12 protein-coding genes are annotated in these 17,979 nt (G+C 70.4%); 7 read left to right on the top strand and 5 right to left on the bottom strand.

Annotated features, from left to right (window positions below; all coding sequences use genetic code 11):
- Positions 1–144: 144 nt before the first annotated feature.
- Positions 145–1,644: a 30S ribosomal protein S1 gene (gene rpsA, locus OHA17_RS29745; RefSeq protein WP_406509101.1), complete on the bottom strand. Its 1,500-nt coding sequence runs from the start codon at positions 1,642–1,644 to the stop codon at positions 145–147.
- Positions 1,645–2,017: 373 nt separating this feature from the next.
- Between rpsA and OHA17_RS29740 the strand changes: the two genes are divergently transcribed.
- Together OHA17_RS29740 and hrpB are read left to right on the top strand one after the other, a co-directional pair.
- Entirely contained in the window at positions 2,018–2,857 is an 840-nt protein-coding gene (locus OHA17_RS29740) for a class I SAM-dependent methyltransferase (protein WP_406509100.1), read from the top strand.
- Positions 2,858–3,024: 167 nt separating this feature from the next.
- The gene (gene hrpB / locus OHA17_RS29735; RefSeq protein WP_406509099.1) at positions 3,025–5,517 is read left to right on the top strand and encodes an ATP-dependent helicase HrpB; all 2,493 of its coding nucleotides are present in this window, start codon (positions 3,025–3,027) and stop codon (positions 5,515–5,517) included.
- A 22-nt stretch (positions 5,518–5,539) separates the two neighbouring features.
- Here hrpB and OHA17_RS29730 read toward each other — a convergent pair whose 3' ends face one another.
- The 3 genes from OHA17_RS29730 to OHA17_RS29720 form a co-directional block, all read right to left on the bottom strand.
- Complete coding sequence (locus tag OHA17_RS29730; RefSeq protein ID WP_406509098.1) at positions 5,540–6,535, bottom strand: DUF3068 domain-containing protein; 996 nt, start codon at positions 6,533–6,535, stop codon at positions 5,540–5,542.
- Positions 6,536–6,611: 76 nt separating this feature from the next.
- Positions 6,612–6,767, bottom strand: coding sequence for an SPW_0924 family protein (locus tag OHA17_RS29725; protein ID WP_406509097.1), 156 nt, complete (start codon positions 6,765–6,767; stop codon positions 6,612–6,614).
- Positions 6,768–6,905: 138 nt separating this feature from the next.
- Positions 6,906–8,591: a lytic transglycosylase domain-containing protein gene (locus OHA17_RS29720; protein ID WP_406509096.1), complete on the bottom strand. Its 1,686-nt coding sequence runs from the start codon at positions 8,589–8,591 to the stop codon at positions 6,906–6,908.
- Between the two features lie 405 nt (positions 8,592–8,996).
- On the opposite strand from OHA17_RS29720, the gene OHA17_RS29715 reads away from it, so the two are divergent.
- The gene (locus OHA17_RS29715; protein ID WP_406509095.1) at positions 8,997–9,884 is read left to right on the top strand and encodes a DUF4184 family protein; all 888 of its coding nucleotides are present in this window, start codon (positions 8,997–8,999) and stop codon (positions 9,882–9,884) included.
- A 21-nt stretch (positions 9,885–9,905) separates the two neighbouring features.
- On the opposite strand, the gene polA is transcribed toward OHA17_RS29715, so the two are convergent.
- Positions 9,906–12,617, bottom strand: coding sequence for a DNA polymerase I (gene polA, locus OHA17_RS29710; protein ID WP_398876716.1), 2,712 nt, complete (start codon positions 12,615–12,617; stop codon positions 9,906–9,908).
- Positions 12,618–12,786: 169 nt separating this feature from the next.
- Between polA and OHA17_RS29705 the strand changes: the two genes are divergently transcribed.
- The 4 genes from OHA17_RS29705 (at position 12,787) to OHA17_RS29690 (ending at position 17,885) form a co-directional block, all read left to right on the top strand.
- Positions 12,787–15,081 (top strand): FdhF/YdeP family oxidoreductase, encoded by a 2,295-nt coding sequence (locus tag OHA17_RS29705; RefSeq protein WP_406509094.1) that lies wholly within the window; start codon positions 12,787–12,789, stop codon positions 15,079–15,081.
- 87 nt (positions 15,082–15,168) lie between these two features.
- Positions 15,169–15,636: a PaaI family thioesterase gene (locus tag OHA17_RS29700; protein WP_053729289.1), complete on the top strand. Its 468-nt coding sequence runs from the start codon at positions 15,169–15,171 to the stop codon at positions 15,634–15,636.
- A gap of 160 nt (positions 15,637–15,796) precedes the next feature.
- Positions 15,797–16,258 (top strand): hypothetical protein, encoded by a 462-nt coding sequence (locus OHA17_RS29695; protein ID WP_406509093.1) that lies wholly within the window; start codon positions 15,797–15,799, stop codon positions 16,256–16,258.
- 412 nt (positions 16,259–16,670) lie between these two features.
- Positions 16,671–17,885, top strand: a complete 1,215-nt coding sequence (locus OHA17_RS29690) for a branched-chain amino acid ABC transporter substrate-binding protein (RefSeq protein ID WP_406510843.1) — start codon at positions 16,671–16,673, stop codon at positions 17,883–17,885.
- Positions 17,886–17,979: the final 94 nt, after the last annotated feature.

Below are 17,979 nucleotides of genomic sequence, written 5' to 3'. Positions count from 1 at the left end.
CCGGCTCTGGCCGCGACATCGGTCAACTCGGCGACACAGGAGCCGAGTTCACGAAGCGAGGATGGCGGCCGGGAATGAAGTAAGGCCCGCTCCCAATAGGGAGCGGGCCTTACTTTCAGCTATCTACCAGCTGGGGTCAGAGCGTCAGCTCTGGCCGCCCGCCAGCTTCTCGCGCAGGGCAGCCAGCGCCTCGTCCGACGCCAGGGCGCCGGAGTTGTCGTCCGACTCCGAGGAGTACGAACCGCCGGAGACGCCCGCCGGGGCACCGGCCGGGGCGGCAGCACCCTCGGCAGCGGCGGCCTCGTCGGCCTCGCGGGACTTGATGACCTGGGCCTGGTGCTGCTCGAAGCGCGACTGCGCCTCGGCGTACTGACCCTCCCAGGCCTCGCGCTGGGTCTCGTAGCCCTCGAGCCAGTCGTTGGTCTCGGGGTCGAAGCCCTCGGGGTAGATGTAGTTGCCCTGGTCGTCGTAGGACGCGGCCATGCCGTACAGGGTCGGGTCGAACTCGACCGACGCCGGGTCGGCACCGAAGGACTCGTTGGCCTGCTTCAGGGACAGCGAGATCCGGCGACGCTCAAGGTCGATGTCGATGACCTTGACGAAGATCTCGTCGTTGACCTGGACGACCTGCTCCGGGATCTCCACGTGGCGCTCGGCCAGCTCGGAGATGTGGACCAGGCCCTCGATGCCCTCGTCGACGCGCACGAACGCACCGAACGGAACGAGCTTGGTGACCTTACCGGGGACGACCTGCCCGATCTGGTGCGTACGGGCGAACTGCTGCCACGGGTCTTCCTGCGTCGCCTTCAGCGACAGGGAGACACGCTCGCGGTCCATGTCGACGTCGAGGACCTCGACGGTGACTTCCTGGCCGACCTCGACAACCTCGGACGGGTGGTCGATGTGCTTCCAGGACAGCTCGGAGACGTGGACGAGACCGTCGACGCCACCCAGGTCCACGAAGGCACCGAAGTTGACGATCGAGGAGACGACGCCGGAGCGGACCTGACCCTTCTGCAGGGTGGTGAGGAACGTCTGGCGAACCTCGGACTGGGTCTGCTCAAGCCAGGCACGGCGGGACAGGACCACGTTGTTGCGGTTCTTGTCCAGCTCGATGATCTTCGCCTCGAGCTCCTTGCCCACGTAGGGCTGGAGGTCGCGGACACGACGCATCTCGACGAGAGAGGCCGGCAGGAAGCCACGGAGGCCGATGTCGAGGATGAGACCACCCTTGACGACCTCGATGACGGTACCGGTGACGATGCCGTCTTCTTCCTTGATCTTCTCGATCGTGCCCCAGGCACGCTCGTACTGAGCGCGCTTCTTGGACAGGATCAGACGGCCTTCCTTGTCCTCCTTCTGGAGAACCAGGGCCTCGATCTCGTCGCCGACCTTGACGACCTCGTTCGGGTCGACATCGTGCTTGATCGAGAGCTCACGGCTCGGGATCACGCCTTCGGTCTTGTAACCGATGTCGAGCAGGACCTCGTCCCGGTCGACCTTCACGATGACGCCGTCGACGATGTCGCCGTCGTTGAAGTACTTGATCGTCTCGTCGATCGCGGCGAGGAATGCTTCCTCGTCACCGATGTCGTTGACCGCAACCTGCGGGGTGGTGGCGGTGGTCTCGGTGCTGCTCGTCATGTGGGTAAGGGCTCCGGTTACGGACAGAAAGTCGTAGGTACTGCCACGCCGAGAGCCCGTATCGCCTCTGCAGAAGCCGGACAGCCTGGGAAGCGCCGATCCGGGTCGGTCCGGATGGCGCCTCGAGAACCGAGGGGACATACAACAGATGGAAGCGCGCCTGCTACGTCTGAGGTGCGCAGGCTCGCAGCGCAACTTGTAGCATACGGGGGCAGCCGGACACGGTCAATGCGCGAAGGCGCACACCCGGGGCGGATCCCCGCATTCCCGGCACAACTAAGGTTCCCCGAGGCCACGATGGGGCCCGCGGACCTCTTTCGAGAACCTTCGGAACACGAGGTCGCGTTCCGCGCAAACTACAACGACGGACACGATGAGCCAAGAGATCCAAGCGTACGAGTCCGAGAACGGGTCCGATTCCGAGCCCGAGGCGACCAGGCGTACCGCCGACGACACGGAGAGCAGCCGGGCCAGCCGCGGCTGGTGGGACCGGAACGCCGACGAGTACCAGACCGATCACGGAGCGTTCCTCGGGGACGACCGGTTCGTGTGGGGCCCCGAGGGCCTGGACGAGGCGGACGCCCGACTCCTCGGCCCGACGGAGTCCCTGAAGGGGCTCGACATCCTGGAGATCGGCGCCGGCGCGGCCCAGTGCTCGCGCTGGCTGGCCGCCCAGGGCGCCCGCCCGGTGGCCCTGGACCTCTCGCACCGCCAGCTCCAGCACGCGCTGCGCATCGACGGCGGCACCTTCCCGCTCGTCGAGGCGGACGCCGGCGCCCTGCCCTTCGCGGACGGCTCCTTCGACCTGGCGTGCTCGGCCTACGGCGCGGTCCCCTTCGTGGCGGACCCGGTGAAGGTCTTCCGCGAGGTGCGCCGGGTGCTGCGCCCCGGCGGCCGCTGGGTCTTCTCGGTCACCCACCCCATCCGCTGGGCCTTCCCCGACGAGCCGGGCCCCGAGGGCCTGTCCGTCGCGGCCTCCTACTTCGACCGCACGCCGTACGTGGAGCAGGACGAGAGCGGCCGTGCCATCTACGTGGAGCACCACCGCACGCTGGGCGACCGGGTGCGGGACGTGGTCGCGGGCGGCTTCCGCCTGGCGGACCTGGTCGAGCCGGAATGGCCGTCCTGGAACGCCCAGGAGTGGGGCGGCTGGTCCCCGCTGCGGGGCAATCTGATCCCGGGGACCGCGATTTTCGTGTGCGTACGGGACTGAGGCCGGTGCGGGACTGAGGCGCGTGCCGGCCTGACGCCCGTACGAGGCTGAGCGCACCTCGGGCCCGACCTGGCCCGGGCAGGCGCCTCCCGGGATTAGTCATACGAGCCCACCGTCCCTGTGGACAGAGCGTCACACGGTCCGGCGGGACGTACGACACTGAGCGCATGATCCGAACCGACGCACTCGACGCTCTCCCGGTCCGTGAGGCCGTGCCCGAGCTGCTGGCCGCGCTCGACGAGCACGGGACGGCGGTGCTGTGCGCCCCGCCCGGCACCGGCAAGACCACCCTCGTACCGCTGGTCCTCGCGGGCCTGGTCGGGGACGGCCCGGCGCGGCGGGTCATAGTCGCCGAGCCGCGCCGGATCGCGGCCCGGGCGGCCGCCCGCCGGATGGCCTGGCTGCTCGGCGAGCGGACGGGCGCGAAGGTCGGCTTCACCGTGCGGGGCGAGCGGTCCGTCGGCCCGGACACCGTCGTCGAGGTCGTCACCACCGGTGTGCTCCTCCAACGCCTGCAGCGCGACCAGGAGTTGACCGGGGTCGACGTCGTCGTCCTCGACGAATGCCACGAGCGCCATCTCGACGCGGACACCGTCGCCGCCTTCCTCCTCGACGTACGGGCCGCACTGCGGCCCGAGCTCCGCCTGGTGGCGGCTTCCGCGACGACGGACGCCGAGGGCTGGGCCCAGCTGCTCGGGGACGCACCGGTCGTCGAGGCGGCCGGCGTCGCGCACCCGGTCGGGGTGGTGTGGGCGCCGCCCGCGCAGCCGGTCCGGCCGCCGCACGGCATGCGCGTGGACCCGGCCCTGCTCTCGCACGTGGCCGCCACGGTGCGCCGGGCGCTGGCCGAGCGGGACGGCGACGTGCTCTGCTTCCTGCCCGGCGTGGGTGAAATCGCCCGCGTGGCACGGCAGTTGGGCGATCTGCCCGGGATCGAGGTGCTCCAGGTGCACGGCCGGGCCCCGGCCTCCGTGCAGGACGCGGTGCTCGCCGGATCCGACGGCCGACGGGTGGTCCTCGCCACCGCGGTCGCCGAGTCCTCGCTGACCGTGCCCGGGGTGCGGGTGGTCGTGGACTGCGGCCTGGCCCGCGAGCCGAGGGTGGACCACGCCAGGGGGCTCGGGGCGCTGACGACGGTACGGGCCTCGCAGGCGGCGGCCCGCCAGCGCGCGGGCCGCGCCGGGCGCGAGGCCCCCGGCGCGGTCTACCGCTGCTGGACCGAGGCGGAGAACGTCCGCCTGCCCCGCTTCCCGGCCCCCGAGATCAAGGTCGCCGACCTGGCTGCCTTCGCCCTGCAGGCCGCCTGCTGGGGCGACCCGTCGGCCGAGGGCCTCGCCCTGCTCGACGCGCCACCGGCGGGCGCGATGGCCGCGGCTCGTGCCGTACTGACGGCGATCGGCGCCGTCGACGACCAGGGCCGCGCCACCGACCGCGGCGCCCGCATGGCCCGGCTCGGGCTGCATCCCCGGCTCGCCCGGGCGCTCCTCGACGGCGCTTCGGAGGTGGGCGGCCGGCGGGCCGCCGAAGTGGTGGCCCTGCTGAGCGAGGAGCCTCCGCGGGAGTACGGGGACGACCTGGCGGCGGCCTGGCGCACGGCGCGCCGGGGCGGGGACGGGTACGCGGGCCGCTGGCTCCAGGAGGTGCGGCGCCTGGCCTCGTCCGCCGGGAGCCATCCCGAGAAGGGCTCCGCCGAGGCCGCCGCCGGGCTCGTCGCGGCGCTGGCGTTCCCGGAGCGGGTGGCGCGGGCCCGTGGTGGCGGCTCGTTCCTCATGGCGTCGGGCACCGGCGCCGAGGTGGCCCAGGGCTCCGGCCTCGCCACGGCGGGCTGGCTGGCGGTGGCCGTCGCCGACCGGCCCGTGCAGGCGGCCTCCGCCCGGGTCCGCCTGGCCGCCGTCATCGACGAGGCGACCGCCCGGCTCGCCGCGGGGCATCTGCTGGCGGAAGGCGAGGAGGTGCACTGGGAGGACGGTGATGTGGTGGCCCGCCGGGTGGCCCGGCTGGGCTCGGTCGAGCTGTCCGTACGCCCGCTCAAGAACCCGGACCCGGCGCTGGTGCGCGACGCGCTGCTCGACGGCCTGGCGCGAGACGGGCTGGGCCTGCTGCGCTGGACCCGTGACGCGCAGGGCCTGCGCGAGCGGCTCGCGTTCTTGCACCGGGTGCTCGCGGAGCCCTGGCCGGACGTGTCCGACGCGGCGCTGCTCGCCCGGGCCGACGCGTGGCTGGAGCCCGAGCTCTCGCGGGCCCGGCGCCGGGCCGACCTCGGGCGGATCGAGGCGGGCGCGGCACTGGGCCGGCTGCTGCCGTGGGCGACCGGGGAGGCGGCCCGCCTCGACGAGCTGGCCCCCGAACGCATCCAGGTCCCGAGCGGCTCACGGATACGGGTGGAGTACGGGGGTGAACAGCCCGTCCTCGCCGTCAAGTTGCAGGAGATGTTCGGCCTGGACGGCACACCGGAGGTGGCCGGGGTGCCTGTGCTGGTCCATCTGCTCTCCCCCGCGGGACGGCCCGCCGCCGTCACCGCGGACCTCGCGAACTTCTGGCGCGACGGGTACCGGGCGGTCCGCGCCGAGCTGCGCGGCCGCTACCCCAAGCACCCGTGGCCCGAGGATCCGACGGTGGCGGAGCCGACCCGGTTCACGAAGGCGCGGCTCAAACAGTAGGGAGCGGCTCATAGGGAGCGGCTCAGGCGATGACGGGGGCGAGCTGCTCGGTGACGGCGGGAGGCGGATTTCCGGGGCGGCGGCTGCGCGCCTCCAGCCAGAGGGAGAGCGCGAGCAGCGCGAGCCCGAGGCCGAGGAATCCCCAGGGGAGATAGGAGGTGAGCAGCAGGACCAGGACGCGGTTCTTCTTGACCAGGTCGACGGTGTAGTTGACGTAGTCGTCGCGCATCTTGACGTCTCCGGCGAACACGGTGACCTTGTCGCGGCCTCCGAGGAGGGTGCCGCCGCGCATCTCCTCCTGGTTGAGCTCCTCGCCGTTGACCGGGGCGCCGGTGACGGGGTCGATCCAGAACTTGCGGGTGGTGGTGTACCAGAGGGAGGTGCCGGTGGTCTTCTCCAGGGTGCTGGAGTCGATGCCGGGCAGCGGCATCTTCTTCGGGTAGGGCACCTTGGTCCACGGGATGGTCTGCTCGAAGTAGTACACGTCGAGGCCGTGGAACTTCTGGGTGCCCTTGTAGTGGATGGGCGCGGAGGTGCGGGCCTGGAAGTCGAAGTACTCGTAGTCCCGCTTCTCGGTCAGGAACGGCCACTTGAACTCGATGCCCTTGCGCTGCACGGGGTCGCCGTCGACCATCTCGCCGGTGGCGTGGACGGGCGCCTGGCTGTGCGCGTCGAAGATGTAGCGCTCGGGTATCTGGGAAACCATCTTGCCGTCGGGTCCCTGGACATAGGAGAGGGTGTCCCACACCACGACGTCCCTGCCGGCGCTCTTCTCGATCTCCTTGGCCGCCTCGACGTTGCCCTTCAGCGTCTGGACGACCGTCACCTTGGGGACCGTCTTGGACTGCATGGTGCCGTAGTCGATGAGGGTGGCGTTCTTCGCTTCGAGGACCGCCTCCTGGTACTGGCTGGGCGGGATCTTCGCCAGCCGGGGGAAGGCGTACCAGCGCAACAGGGGCGACAGGGCGCCGAAGAACACGGCAAGGGCGAGCAGGACGAGACTGGCTTTGCGTCGCATGGACCTGCTCTCCCTCTACTTGGGGTGCTGCTTGGGCACTGCTTGGTCTTGCTCGGCCCGGCTCTCCTGGCTGGCTCTACCTGGTCTGGGTGATCTTTCCCGGGGCGCTGGGGACGGTGGTGAGCAGCGGCTTCGGTGAGGTCTTGCCCTCGGGTGCGCCGATGGCCGAGACGGTCAGGACGAGGGCGAGGGCGGCGGCAAGACCGATCGCGGCGGCTATGAGGGCACGCATGCTCGGCCTCCGTAGAGCTGATGGGTCGTCAGGAGTGGGCACCGTAGCAACGCGCGGCCGAGATGAGAACACGTGGAACAGCCCCTCGGCCGTCGGGCGGCAGAGGGGCTGCTGGGGACAACGGGACCGGGGCGCTCCTCAGGAGGCGGCGGCCACCTTGAGTTCGAGGGTGAGCGTGGCGCCACCCTCGGTGGTGAGGCGGAGCAGGAACGTGCCGGTCTGGGCGTCCGCGTACATCTTCGGCAGGACCAGGACACCGTTCGCGTCGGTCTTCAGGTCCGTGAGCTCGCGGACCGGGTTGCCCTTGGCGTCCTTGAAGTACGGGCCCTTGTCGTTGACCTTGGGCTCGGCCTTCGGGTCGGCGCCGGCGGCCGGGGTCACGATCATGGTCGCGGATGCCGCCACACCGGAGGCGACGGCGCCCTTGTAGGTCGCCTTGACCGACACCGGGTTCGCGAACTCGCCGCTGGGCGCGGCCGTCAGCTCCTTGGTGTCGCTGCGGACCAGGGCGTCGGCCTGCCGGGCGACGACGGTCGCCTTCCACTCGACGGCGGACAGGCCGGCCTCGGTGACGGTGGCCCGCACGGTGAACGTGCCGGTCTTCTCGCCCGCCTTCAGCGCGGGGGCGGCGGCCGTGCCGTCGGCCGCGGTGGCCACGGTCACGGTGGTGGCGCCGCCGGTGAAGCGGGTGTCGGTGTCGCCGATGATCTCGAACGTCACCGACACCTTGGCCATCGCCTTGCCGGACGCGTCCTTCACCCGCGCCGTCGGCTGCCCGCCGAACGCGCCGCCGGCGAACGCCGTCAGCTCCTTGGCGCCCACGCCCTCGAACGTCGTCGCCCGCGGCACGGTCGGCGTCGGAGTGCCGCCGCCGTCGGGCTTGGTGGGCGGCACCGTCGGCTTCACCGGCGGAGCGGGCGGGGTCGGCGTCGGCTTCGGCGACGGCTTCTGGCTCGGCGGCGCCTTCGGGGTGACCGGCGGCTGCTTGGGGGAGGTCTGGTCGCTGCGGCGGCTGGGCAGCGAGCCCGTGCCGTCGGGGACCTCGTGGGTGCCGCGCCGGTAGAAGTCGAACCACGTGGTGACCGTGGTCAGGTACTCCTGCGACTGGTTGTAGCTCAGGATCGCCTTGTCGAGGTCGGCCTTCACCGCGACGTCGCGGCCGTTGCCGCAGAGGTAGAACCCGGCGGCGAGCGCCGCGTCGTAGACGTTGTTCGGGTCCTTGACCCCGTCACCGTTGCCGTCGCGGCCCGAGGTCGCCCAGGTCGACGGGATGAACTGCATCGGCCCGACCGCCCGGTCGTGCACCTTGTCACCGTCGTACGCGCCGCCGTCGGTGTCGGTGATGTTGGCGAACCCGGCGCCGTTGAGCACGGGGCCGAGGATCGGGGTGAGGGTGGTGCCGTTGGCGTCGACCCGGCCGCCGTTCGCATGGCCCGACTCGACCTTGCCGATGCCACCGAGCAGCTGCCACGGGAGGTGGCAGTTGGGCCGGTCCGTGGCGAGCGCCGCCTCCGCCTTCTTGTACGCGTCGAGCACGGTGGCCGGTATGCCCTGCTGGTCGCCGATCGGAAGCGTGCCGGTCGACGCGTTCGGCGGCGGCGTCGGCGACGCTAGCGGCGGAAGGTCCGTGTAGTACGGGGAGTTGCCGGAGGCCGGGGCGTCGGGGGCGGGGGGCGGCGTCACATCGGAAGCCGCCTGGTCCGTCGGGGTGCTCGCGTGCACGACTCCCGGCGCCTGCGAGGCGGAAAGCGCCGCCACCGCCAGCGCAGCCACCGCCGTGGTGCCCGCTCCCTTGCGCAGTCGTCGGCCCATGTGCGGTGCCATACGTCAAGTCCCTCCCCGTACTCGGCTGTCCGCACTCCCCAGCGCGAGACTCACGTGACACTACGGCAACCGCCGGCGCCAGGACACCGCGGGTTGACCGGTTTTCATTGATTCGCCACTTGCGCGTTGCCGGTTGGTGGTGGGGGAACGGGTGCCGAATACCGAACGTTGATGATCACTGACGGGTAAATGGTGTTTGTCAGCTGAAGGTTGAAATCTGTCATTGGCGATTGGTCATCTGTCGTCTGCCGTCGGCCTGTGGTCATGGGCCATCAGATTTCCAGGTGCCGACCGACATCTAACCGTCAACGGCTAACGGACGGCTAACGGGTATCGGCCGACAACCGGCAGCTGACGAACCATGACAACTGCGGACAGACAGCCCAATCAATCGAGGGGACGTGCATGCCGTTCACGCTGAGCCACGCCGCGGCCGTACTGCCGGGCATCCGAAGGGACGGCACCGGCCGCGGCCGGCTGGTCGCATCCGCTCTCGTCGCGGGGTCGTTCGCGCCGGATGTGACGTACTACGTGGCGACGGTCGTGCCGGCCGCGATGCCGTTCGGCCGGGTCACGCACTCCGCGCTCGGGGTCGTCACCGTGGATGTCGCGACGACATGCGTGCTGGTCACGTTGTGGGTGCTGCTGCGCGAACCGCTGCTCGCGCTGCTGCCGAGGGCGTCCTGGCGTTCGCGGGTGTACGCGGTCGTGCGCGGCGAGGTGTGGCGGCGGCCCGGGCCCTGGGCGCCGGCCGGCTGGTTCGCGCTGTCGGCGGCGATCGGTTCCGCCACGCATGTGGTGTGGGATGCGTTCACCCACTTCGACCGCTGGGGGATGCGGGCGCTGCCCGTGCTCGGCGAGAAGCTCGCAGGGTTCCCTTTGTACTGGTATGCCCAGTACGGCGGGTCGGCGCTGGCGCTGACCGGAATCGGCTGGTTCACGGCGACGGCACTGCGCCGGGCCAACCCCGCCCCCACGAACGCGGCAGCGGTCCCACCCGGCCTCACCCCGCGCCAACTCCCGGTCGTTCTGGGCCTGTTGGCGCTGTGCGCGGCAGCCGTCGCGGTGTACCGGTGTCTGCGCTGGTACGCCTTCTACGGCGACGCGTCCGTCCTGGGCCTCATCCCGAGCGCCTGCTTCGGCGGCGGTACGGGGCTGACCCTCGGCCTGCTGGCCTATGCGGCGGTGTGGAGGTCGGGCCGCCTCGGCCGAACCGCGAACCCCGCGGCTCCCGACCCCGCTGGGCCCGGGCGAAAAGTCACCCGGGCCCAGCGGGGCGGAGGCACGCGTTAGGGCCTGACCGCCGGACAGACCCTAGTGCGCCGCCGACTCCCAGTCGTCGCCCGCGCCCACCGAGACGTCCAGCGGGGCGCGGAGCTCCACCGCTCCGGCCATCTCGTGGCGGACCAGCGCCTCGACCTTCTTGCGCTCCCCCGGGGCGATTTCCAGGACGATTTCGTCGTGGACCTGGAGCAGCAGGCGGGAGGTGAGACCCGCTTCGGTGAGGGCGCGGTCCACGTTCAGCATCGCGACCTTCACGATGTCCGCCGCGGTGCCCTGGATGGGGGCGTTGAGCGCCATCCGCTCGGCCATTTCGCGGCGCTGGCGGTTGTCGCTGTTGAGGTCGGGCAGGTAGCGGCGCCGGCCGAGCATGGTCTCCGTGTAGCCCGTGGCGCGGGCTTCCTCGACGACGCGCTGGAGGTAGTCCCGTACGCCGCCGAAGCGCTCGAAGAACGTGTCCATCAGGCCGCGTGCCTCGCCCGCCTCGATGTTCAGCTGCTGGGAGAGGCCGAAGGCGGACAGGCCGTAGGCGAGGCCGTACGACATGGCCTTGATCTTGCGCCGCATCTCGGGGTCGACCTTGGACTTGGCGACGCCGAAGACCTGGGAGGCGACGGTGGTGTGGAGGTCCTCGCCGGAGGTGAACGCCTCGATGAGGCCCTCGTCCTCGGACAGGTGGGCCATCACGCGCAGTTCGATCTGGCTGTAGTCCGCGGTGAGCAGCGACTCGTAGCCCTCGCCGACGACGAAGCCCCGGCGGATGGCGCGGCCCTCGTCGGTGCGGACCGGGATGTTCTGCAGGTTGGGGTCGGTCGAGGAGAGGCGGCCGGTCGCGGCGACGGTCTGGTTGAACGTGGTGTGGATGCGGCCGTCGGCCGCGATCGTCTTGATCAGGCCCTCGACGGTGACCCGCAGCTTCGCCTGCTCGCGGTGGCGCAGCATGATGACGGGCAGCTCGTGCTCGGTCTGGGCGGCGAGCCAGGCCAGTGCGTCGGCGTCCGTGGTGTAGCCGGTCTTGGTCTTCTTCGTCTTGGGCAGGGCGAGTTCGCCGAAGAGGACTTCCTGGAGCTGCTTGGGCGAGCCGAGGTTGAACTCGTGGCCCACCGAGGCGTGTGCTTCCTTGACGGCCTGCTGGACGGCGCCCGCGAACTGCTGCTCCATGGCTTCCAGGTGGGCGCGGTCGGCGGCGATGCCGTGGCGCTCCATGCGGGCGAGGAGGAGGGAGGTGGGGAGTTCGACGTCGTGCAGGAGGTCTGCGGCGCCGACTTCCTTGAGGCGTTCGGTGAAGGCGCCGCCGAGGTCGAGGACGGCGCGGGCCTGGGTCATCAGGGCGTCGGCCTCGGCCTCGTCGTCGGCGCCGAAGGCGAGCTGGCCGTCGGCGGCTCCGGCGGGGGCGAGTTCGCGGCCGAGGTATTCGATGGACAGGGCGTCGAGGGCGAAGGAGCGGCGGCCCGGCTTGACGAGGTAGGCGGCGAGCGCGGTGTCCATGGTGACGCCGGCGATGGACCAGCCGTGTTCGGGGAAGACCCGCATGGCGGCTTTGGCGTTGTGCATGACCTTGGGCTGGTCGGCGTCCGCGATCCAGGCGGCGAAGGCCTGCTCGTCGGCCTCGTCGACCTGCGCGGGGTCGAACCAGCCGGCGGCGCCGTCGGCCGCGGCCAGCGCGATCTCGGTCACGCTGCCGGTGCCGAGCGCCCAGGTGTCGACGGTGGCCACGCCCAGCGGCTGCCCGCCGTGCTCGGCCAGCCAGGGGGCGAGCTCGCCCGCGCCGAGGACCGTGCCGTCGAGCTCCAGGCCGGCGGCGGGCGCCGGGGCCTCCTGCTCGCCGGCGCCGGGGTCGACGGCGAGGAGGCGCTCGCGCAGCGACGGGTTGCGGATCTCCAGGACGTCCAGGACGCCGGTCACCGCGGTGCGGTCGTAGGGGGCGCGCGCCAGCTCGGCGGGGCCCTTGGGGAGCTCGACGTCCTTGACCATCTCGGTCAGGCGGCGGTTCAGCTTCACCGCGTCCAGGTGGTCGCGGAAGTTCTGTCCGGCCTTGCCCTTGACCTCTTCGGCGCGCTCGACGAGCTCCGCGAACGAACCGAACTGGTTGATCCACTTGGCGGCGGTCTTCTCGCCGACGCCCGGGATGCCCGGCAGGTTGTCCGACGGGTCGCCGCGCAGCGCCGCGAAGTCCGGGTACTGCTGCGGGGTCAGGCCGTACTTCTCCTCGACCTTTTCCGGGGTGAACCGGGTCAGCTCGGAGACGCCCTTGGTGGGGTAGAGGACGGTGACGTGGTCGGAGACCAGCTGGAAGGAGTCGCGGTCGCCGGTGACGATCAGGACTTCGAAGCCGGCCGCCTCGGCCTGGGTGGCGAGGGTGGCGATGATGTCGTCGGCCTCGAAGCCGTCGGTGGCGAACCGGTCCACGTGCATCGCGTCGAGGAGCTCGCCGATCAGCTCGACCTGGCCCTTGAATTCGTCCGGGGTCTTCGACCGGTTCGCCTTGTAGTCGGGGAACTCGGTGGAGCGCCACGTCTTGCGGGACACGTCGAACGCCACCGCGAAGTGTGTGGGCGCCTCGTCACGCAGTGTGTTCGCGAGCATGGACATGAAGCCGTAGACCGCGTTGGTCGGCTGGCCCGTCGCGGTGGTGAAGTTCTCCGCGGGCAGCGCGAAGAACGCCCGGTACGCCAGGGAGTGCCCGTCCATGAGGAGCAGGCGCGGTCGGTTGTCCGGGGTCTTCTTCGATGCTGTCTCAGCCATGCCCCCGATCCTGCCACGCCCCACTGACAATCCTGGCCAGTGCCGGCCCCGGCCGCCCGGCCCGGACGGGTCCGACCTGCCCGGCGCGGCTGTCGGTGCCGCGTGGCAGGATCGAGTACATACACACCTCGTACCCGCACGACGTGTTCGCTCGAAGGGGAGCAGCGCCATGGCCAGCAAGCCGCCCACAGGTGATCCGGTCCAGGACGCGCCGCAGGTCGAGGCGCCCAAGCACGCTGCCGCCGGGCTCCCCGCGATCGGTCACACGCTGCTCATGGCCCAGCAGCAGATGGGTCTGCGGCGCACGGCGCAGACGTTGTTGAAGGTCAACCAGAAGGACGGTTTCGACTGTCCTGGCTGCGCGTGGCCGGAGGGCGACAAGCGGCATACGGCGGAGTTCTGCGAGAACGGGGCGAAGGCCGTGGCCGAGGAGGCGACGCTGCGCCGGGTCACGCCCGACTTCTTCGCCGCGCATCCGGTGGCCGACCTGGCGACGCGCAGTGGGTACTGGCTGGGTCAGCAGGGCCGTATCACGCAGCCGATGTATCTGCCTGAGGGCGCCGAGCGGTACGAGGCGGTCACCTGGGAGCGGGCTTTCGAGGTCATCGCCGAGGAGCTGACGGCGCTCGACTCTCCCGACGAGGCTCTCTTCTACACGTCGGGGCGCACCAGCAACGAGGCCGCGTTCCTGCTTCAGCTCTTCGCCCGCGAGTTCGGCACGAACAATCTGCCGGACTGCTCCAACATGTGTCATGAGTCGTCCGGTTCGGCGCTGACGGAGACCATCGGCGTCGGCAAGGGCAGCGTCTCTTTGGAGGATCTCCACCAGGCCGATCTGATCGTGGTGGCCGGGCAGAATCCGGGCACCAATCACCCTCGGATGCTGTCCGCCCTGGAGAAGGCGAAGTCCGCCGGAGCGAAGATCATTTCGGTGAATCCGCTGCCGGAGGCGGGACTTGAGAAGTTCAAGAACCCGCAGACACCGCAGGGCATGATCAAGGGCGCGGCGCTGACCGACCTGTTCCTGCAGATCCGTATCGGCGGCGACCAGGCCCTGTTCCGCCTCCTGAACAAGCTGATCGTGGAGACCGAGGGCGCCGTCGACGAGCTGTTCGTGCGCGAACACACCCATGGATACGAGGAGTTCAAGGCCGCGGCCCGGGAGGCGGACTGGGACCGGACGCTCGCCGCGACCGGCCTGACCCGCACCGAGATCGAGCAGGCCCTCGCCATGGTGCTCGCCTCCAGGCGCACCATCGTGTGCTGGGCGATGGGCCTGACCCAGCACAAGCATGCTGTGCCGACGATCCGTGAGGTCGTCAACTTCCTTCTGCTGCGCGGCAACATCGGCCGCCCGGGCGCCGGGGTCTGCCCGGTGCGCGGCCACTCCAACGTGCAGGGCGACCGCACCATGGGCATCTTCGAACGCCCCGCGCCCGCCTTCCTGGACGCCCTGGAGAAGGAGTTCGGCTTCGCCCCGCCGCGCCACCACGGCTACGACGTCGTACGGTCCATCGAGGCGCTGCGCGACGGCAGGGCCAAGGTGTTCTTCGCGATGGGCGGCAACTTCGTGGGCGCCACTCCGGACACGGAGGTCACCGAGGCCGCCATGCGCCGGGCCTCGCTGACGGTGCACGTGTCGACCAAGCTGAACCGTTCGCACGCGGTGACCGGCCGGCGGGCCCTGATCCTGCCGACCCTGGGGCGCACCGACAAGGACGTGCAGAGGAGCGGGCGGCAGTTCGTGACCGTCGAGGACTCCATGGGCATGGTGCACGCCTCCCGCGGCAACCTCACGCCCGCGAGCCCCCACCTTTTGTCGGAGCCGGCGATCGTCGTGCGCATGGCGCAGGCGACGCTGGGCGCCAAGTCCGCGGTCGGCTGGGCCGAGTTCGAGAAGGACTACGCCACCGTCCGCGACCGCATCGCGCGCGTCGTGCCCGGCTTCGAGGACTTCAACGCCAAGGTCGCCCACCCCGGCGGCTTCCAGTTGGCGCACGCGCCGCGCGACGAGCGCCGCTTCCCCACCGCGACCGGGAAGGCCAATTTCACGGCCGCCCCCGTCGAGGCCCCGGAGCTTCCCGAGGGCCGGCTGCTGCTCCAGACCCTGCGTTCGCACGACCAGTACAACACCACCATCTACGGCCTGGACGACCGCTATCGCGGCATCAAGGGCGGCCGCCGCGTCGTCCTGGTCAACCCCGAGGACGCCCGTGAACTGGGTCTGGCCGACGGCTCGTACACGGATCTGGTCAGCGAGTGGAAGGACGGCGTGGAGCGGCGTGCGCCCGGCTTCCGCGTCGTCCACTACCCCACGGCCCGGGGCTGCGCCGCCGCGTACTACCCCGAGACCAACGTCCTGGTGCCTCTGGGTGCGACGGCCGACGTCAGCAACACCCCGGCCAGCAAGTCGGTGATCGTACGTTTCGAGAGCGCCGGGCGGGAGGGCGGGGGCGGGGAATGAGAGCTGGGTCCTAAGCGTTTGCTCAGGCATCTGGTATGACGGTGCGGACACCAGCACAGTGACCGCAGATGAACGGAGCCGGAGCCCATGGGCGAGCAGAGCAGCGTGAAGTTCCCGCAGGAAGTCGTCGACGAGTACGCGGCCCTCGGCGTCGATCTGCCCGCCATGTTCTCCGCCGGACACCTGGGCACCCGCATGGGAGTGCAGATCATCGAGGCCTCGGCGGAACGCGTCGTGGGCACCATGCCCGTCGAGGGCAACACCCAGCCGTACGGGCTGCTGCACGGCGGCGCCTCCGCGGTGCTCGCCGAGACACTCGGCTCGGTGGGCTCGATGCTGCACGGCGGCATCACCAAGATCGCGGTGGGTGTCGACCTGAACTGCACCCACCACCGCGGGGTGCGCAGCGGCCTGGTCACCGGCGTCGCCACCCCGGTGCACCGCGGGCGCTCGACGGCGACGTACGAGATCGTCATCACCGACGAGCAGGACAAGCGGGTCTGCACGGCCCGCCTGACGTGCCTGCTGCGCGACGCGGAGGGCCTCAAGGGCTGAGCTCCGGCAGCACGACCGGCTCGTGCGGGGCGGCCCACGGCGGCACAGCCGCGGACGCTTCAAGTCCAGTTCGCCGCAGGCGAGTTGAGTATCCGGTGGCCGGTGAGTCGATGACTCACCGGCCATTGTCATGTCGCGGACCGGGTCCTAACGTCGTGTCATGAGGACCCGAGCGCGGCCCCGAGTACGGATACGGCTCGCGGCGGCGGGCGCGCTCGCCCTGTCGGCCGCGCTCGCGGGCTGCTCGGCCGGGCACGGCTCCACGCCCGCCAGCACCCCGAGCCAGTCCCCTTCAACCCTCAACTCCCCCTCCCCGCACACCACTTCGCCCGCCGAGCTCTGCACGCACCTGATCACGTACTGGGCGAAGCAGGAGCTGGACGCAGGGCAGGGCTCCGGGCTCGACTACCAGGAGAAGGGCCTGTCCGACGGGCAGAACGAGATCCTCCTGGCCACCCTGGCCGCGGCCCGCAAGGAGCGCGCGGCGCACGGCGCGGCCGCCGGCGACCGGCTCATCGAGCAGCAGGCGCAGCAGGGTTGTGCCGAGCGCTACCGCAACGGCACCCCGACGACGGACCCTTGGGCCCAGACGAAGCAGCCGACCCCCTCCGGATCGTCGTAACGCAGAGTGACAATCGCGCCGGATGTCGGGAGTCGGGATCCGGCCACCGGACAGGGCCTTGTCGGCCACCGACCGGCATCCGGACACACCACGGCCTGTCAGCACCATGATCCCCTCAAGCCCCTTAGCGGAACTGGGCGTTCTCATCATGCGAGAAATCCCAGTGCCCCAGAATGTACAAATTGTCCGCCCTGCACCATCAAGGTTTGGCCTTGGCATAACAAGAAAGTCACATCCTGTCCCGGCCGCTCCCCACCCCCGTCGGCTGCGCTTAGAGTCACGGCCAGTCACCGCGCCGCCGGGTGCGACTGCTGCACGGCCCTTACCACCCAGTACGGCCCGGCGACCGACACGGCACCTCGCATACGAGGAGGCCGCGCCAGGGAAAGGACCCATCGTGCGACACCGTTCCTTGCTCATCCTCACCACAGTGCTCACCACAGGCGCACTCACACTCACCGCCTGCGGTTCGCGCGACAAAAGCGGCGACGACAGCAGCGGCAAGAAGCAGACCGTCGTCATAGGCGTCGACGCACCCCTCACGGGTGACCTGTCCGCCCTCGGCCTCGGCATCAAGAACTCCGCCGACCTCGCCGCACAGACGGCGAACAAGCAGAACCTCGTCCCCGGCGTCGAGTTCAAGACCCAGCCGCTCGACGACCAGGCCCAGCCCTCCGTCGGCCAGCAGAACGCCACCAAGTTCATCGGCGACAAGACCGTCGTCGGCGTCGTCGGCCCCCTCAACTCCAGCGTCTCGCAGTCCATGCAGAAGCCGCTGAACGACGCGGGCCTGACCCAGATATCCCCCGCCAACACGGGCACCGAACTGACCCAGGGCGACGGCTGGAAGACCGGAAACAAGGTCCGCCCCTACAAGACCTTCTTCCGCACCGCCACCACCGACCAGGTCCAGGGCGCCTTCGCCGCCAAGTACCTGTTCAACAACGCCAAGATCGACTCGGTCTACCTCATCGACGACCAGAAGACCTACGGCGCCGGCCTCGCCGCGTCCTTCAAGGACACCTTCACCAAGCTCGGCGGCAAGATCGTCGGCTCCGACCACATCAACCCCGACGACCGCGACTTCAACGCCATCGTCGCCAAGGTCAAGAACACCGGAGCCAAGGCCCTCTACTACGGCGGCGAATACCCCGCCGCCGGCCCCCTGAGCCAGCAGCTCAAGGACAGCGGCACCAACATCCCGCTCATGGGCGGCGACGGCATCTACAGCGCCGACTTCATCAAGCTCAACAAGAAGGCCGCCGGCGACCTCGCCACCTCCGTCGGCAAGCCCGTCGAGCAGCTCGACTCCGCCAAGAGCTTCATCGCCAACTACAAGGCAGCCAACTACAAGGACGCCTACGAGGCCTACGGGGGCGGCACCTACGACGCCACCTGGGCCATCATCCAGGCCGTCAAGGACGTCGCCACCGCCAACAACGGCAAGCTCCCCAGCGGCGACCTGCGCGCCAAGGTCCTCGACGCCGTCGGCAAGGTCAAGTTCGACGGAGTCACCGGCCCCGTCTCCTTCGACCAGTACGGCGACACCACCAACACCATGATGACCGCCTACAAGGTCACCGACGGCGCCTGGAAGCCCGAGCTCAGCGAGGCCTACAAGCCGTAACCCGGCGACATCCCGCCCCAGCACTTGACAAGGACCGCGCGGGAGCGCCACCAGCGCTCCCGCGCGGTGCCATATCCGATCACTTCACGGAGGC

The sequence above is a fragment of the Streptomyces sp. NBC_00212 genome (assembly GCF_045206365.1).
GTDB lineage: Bacteria > Actinomycetota > Actinomycetes > Streptomycetales > Streptomycetaceae > Streptomyces.
Note: the sequence above shows the minus strand (reverse complement) of the source record. Positions and strands in the feature narration are given on the sequence as shown.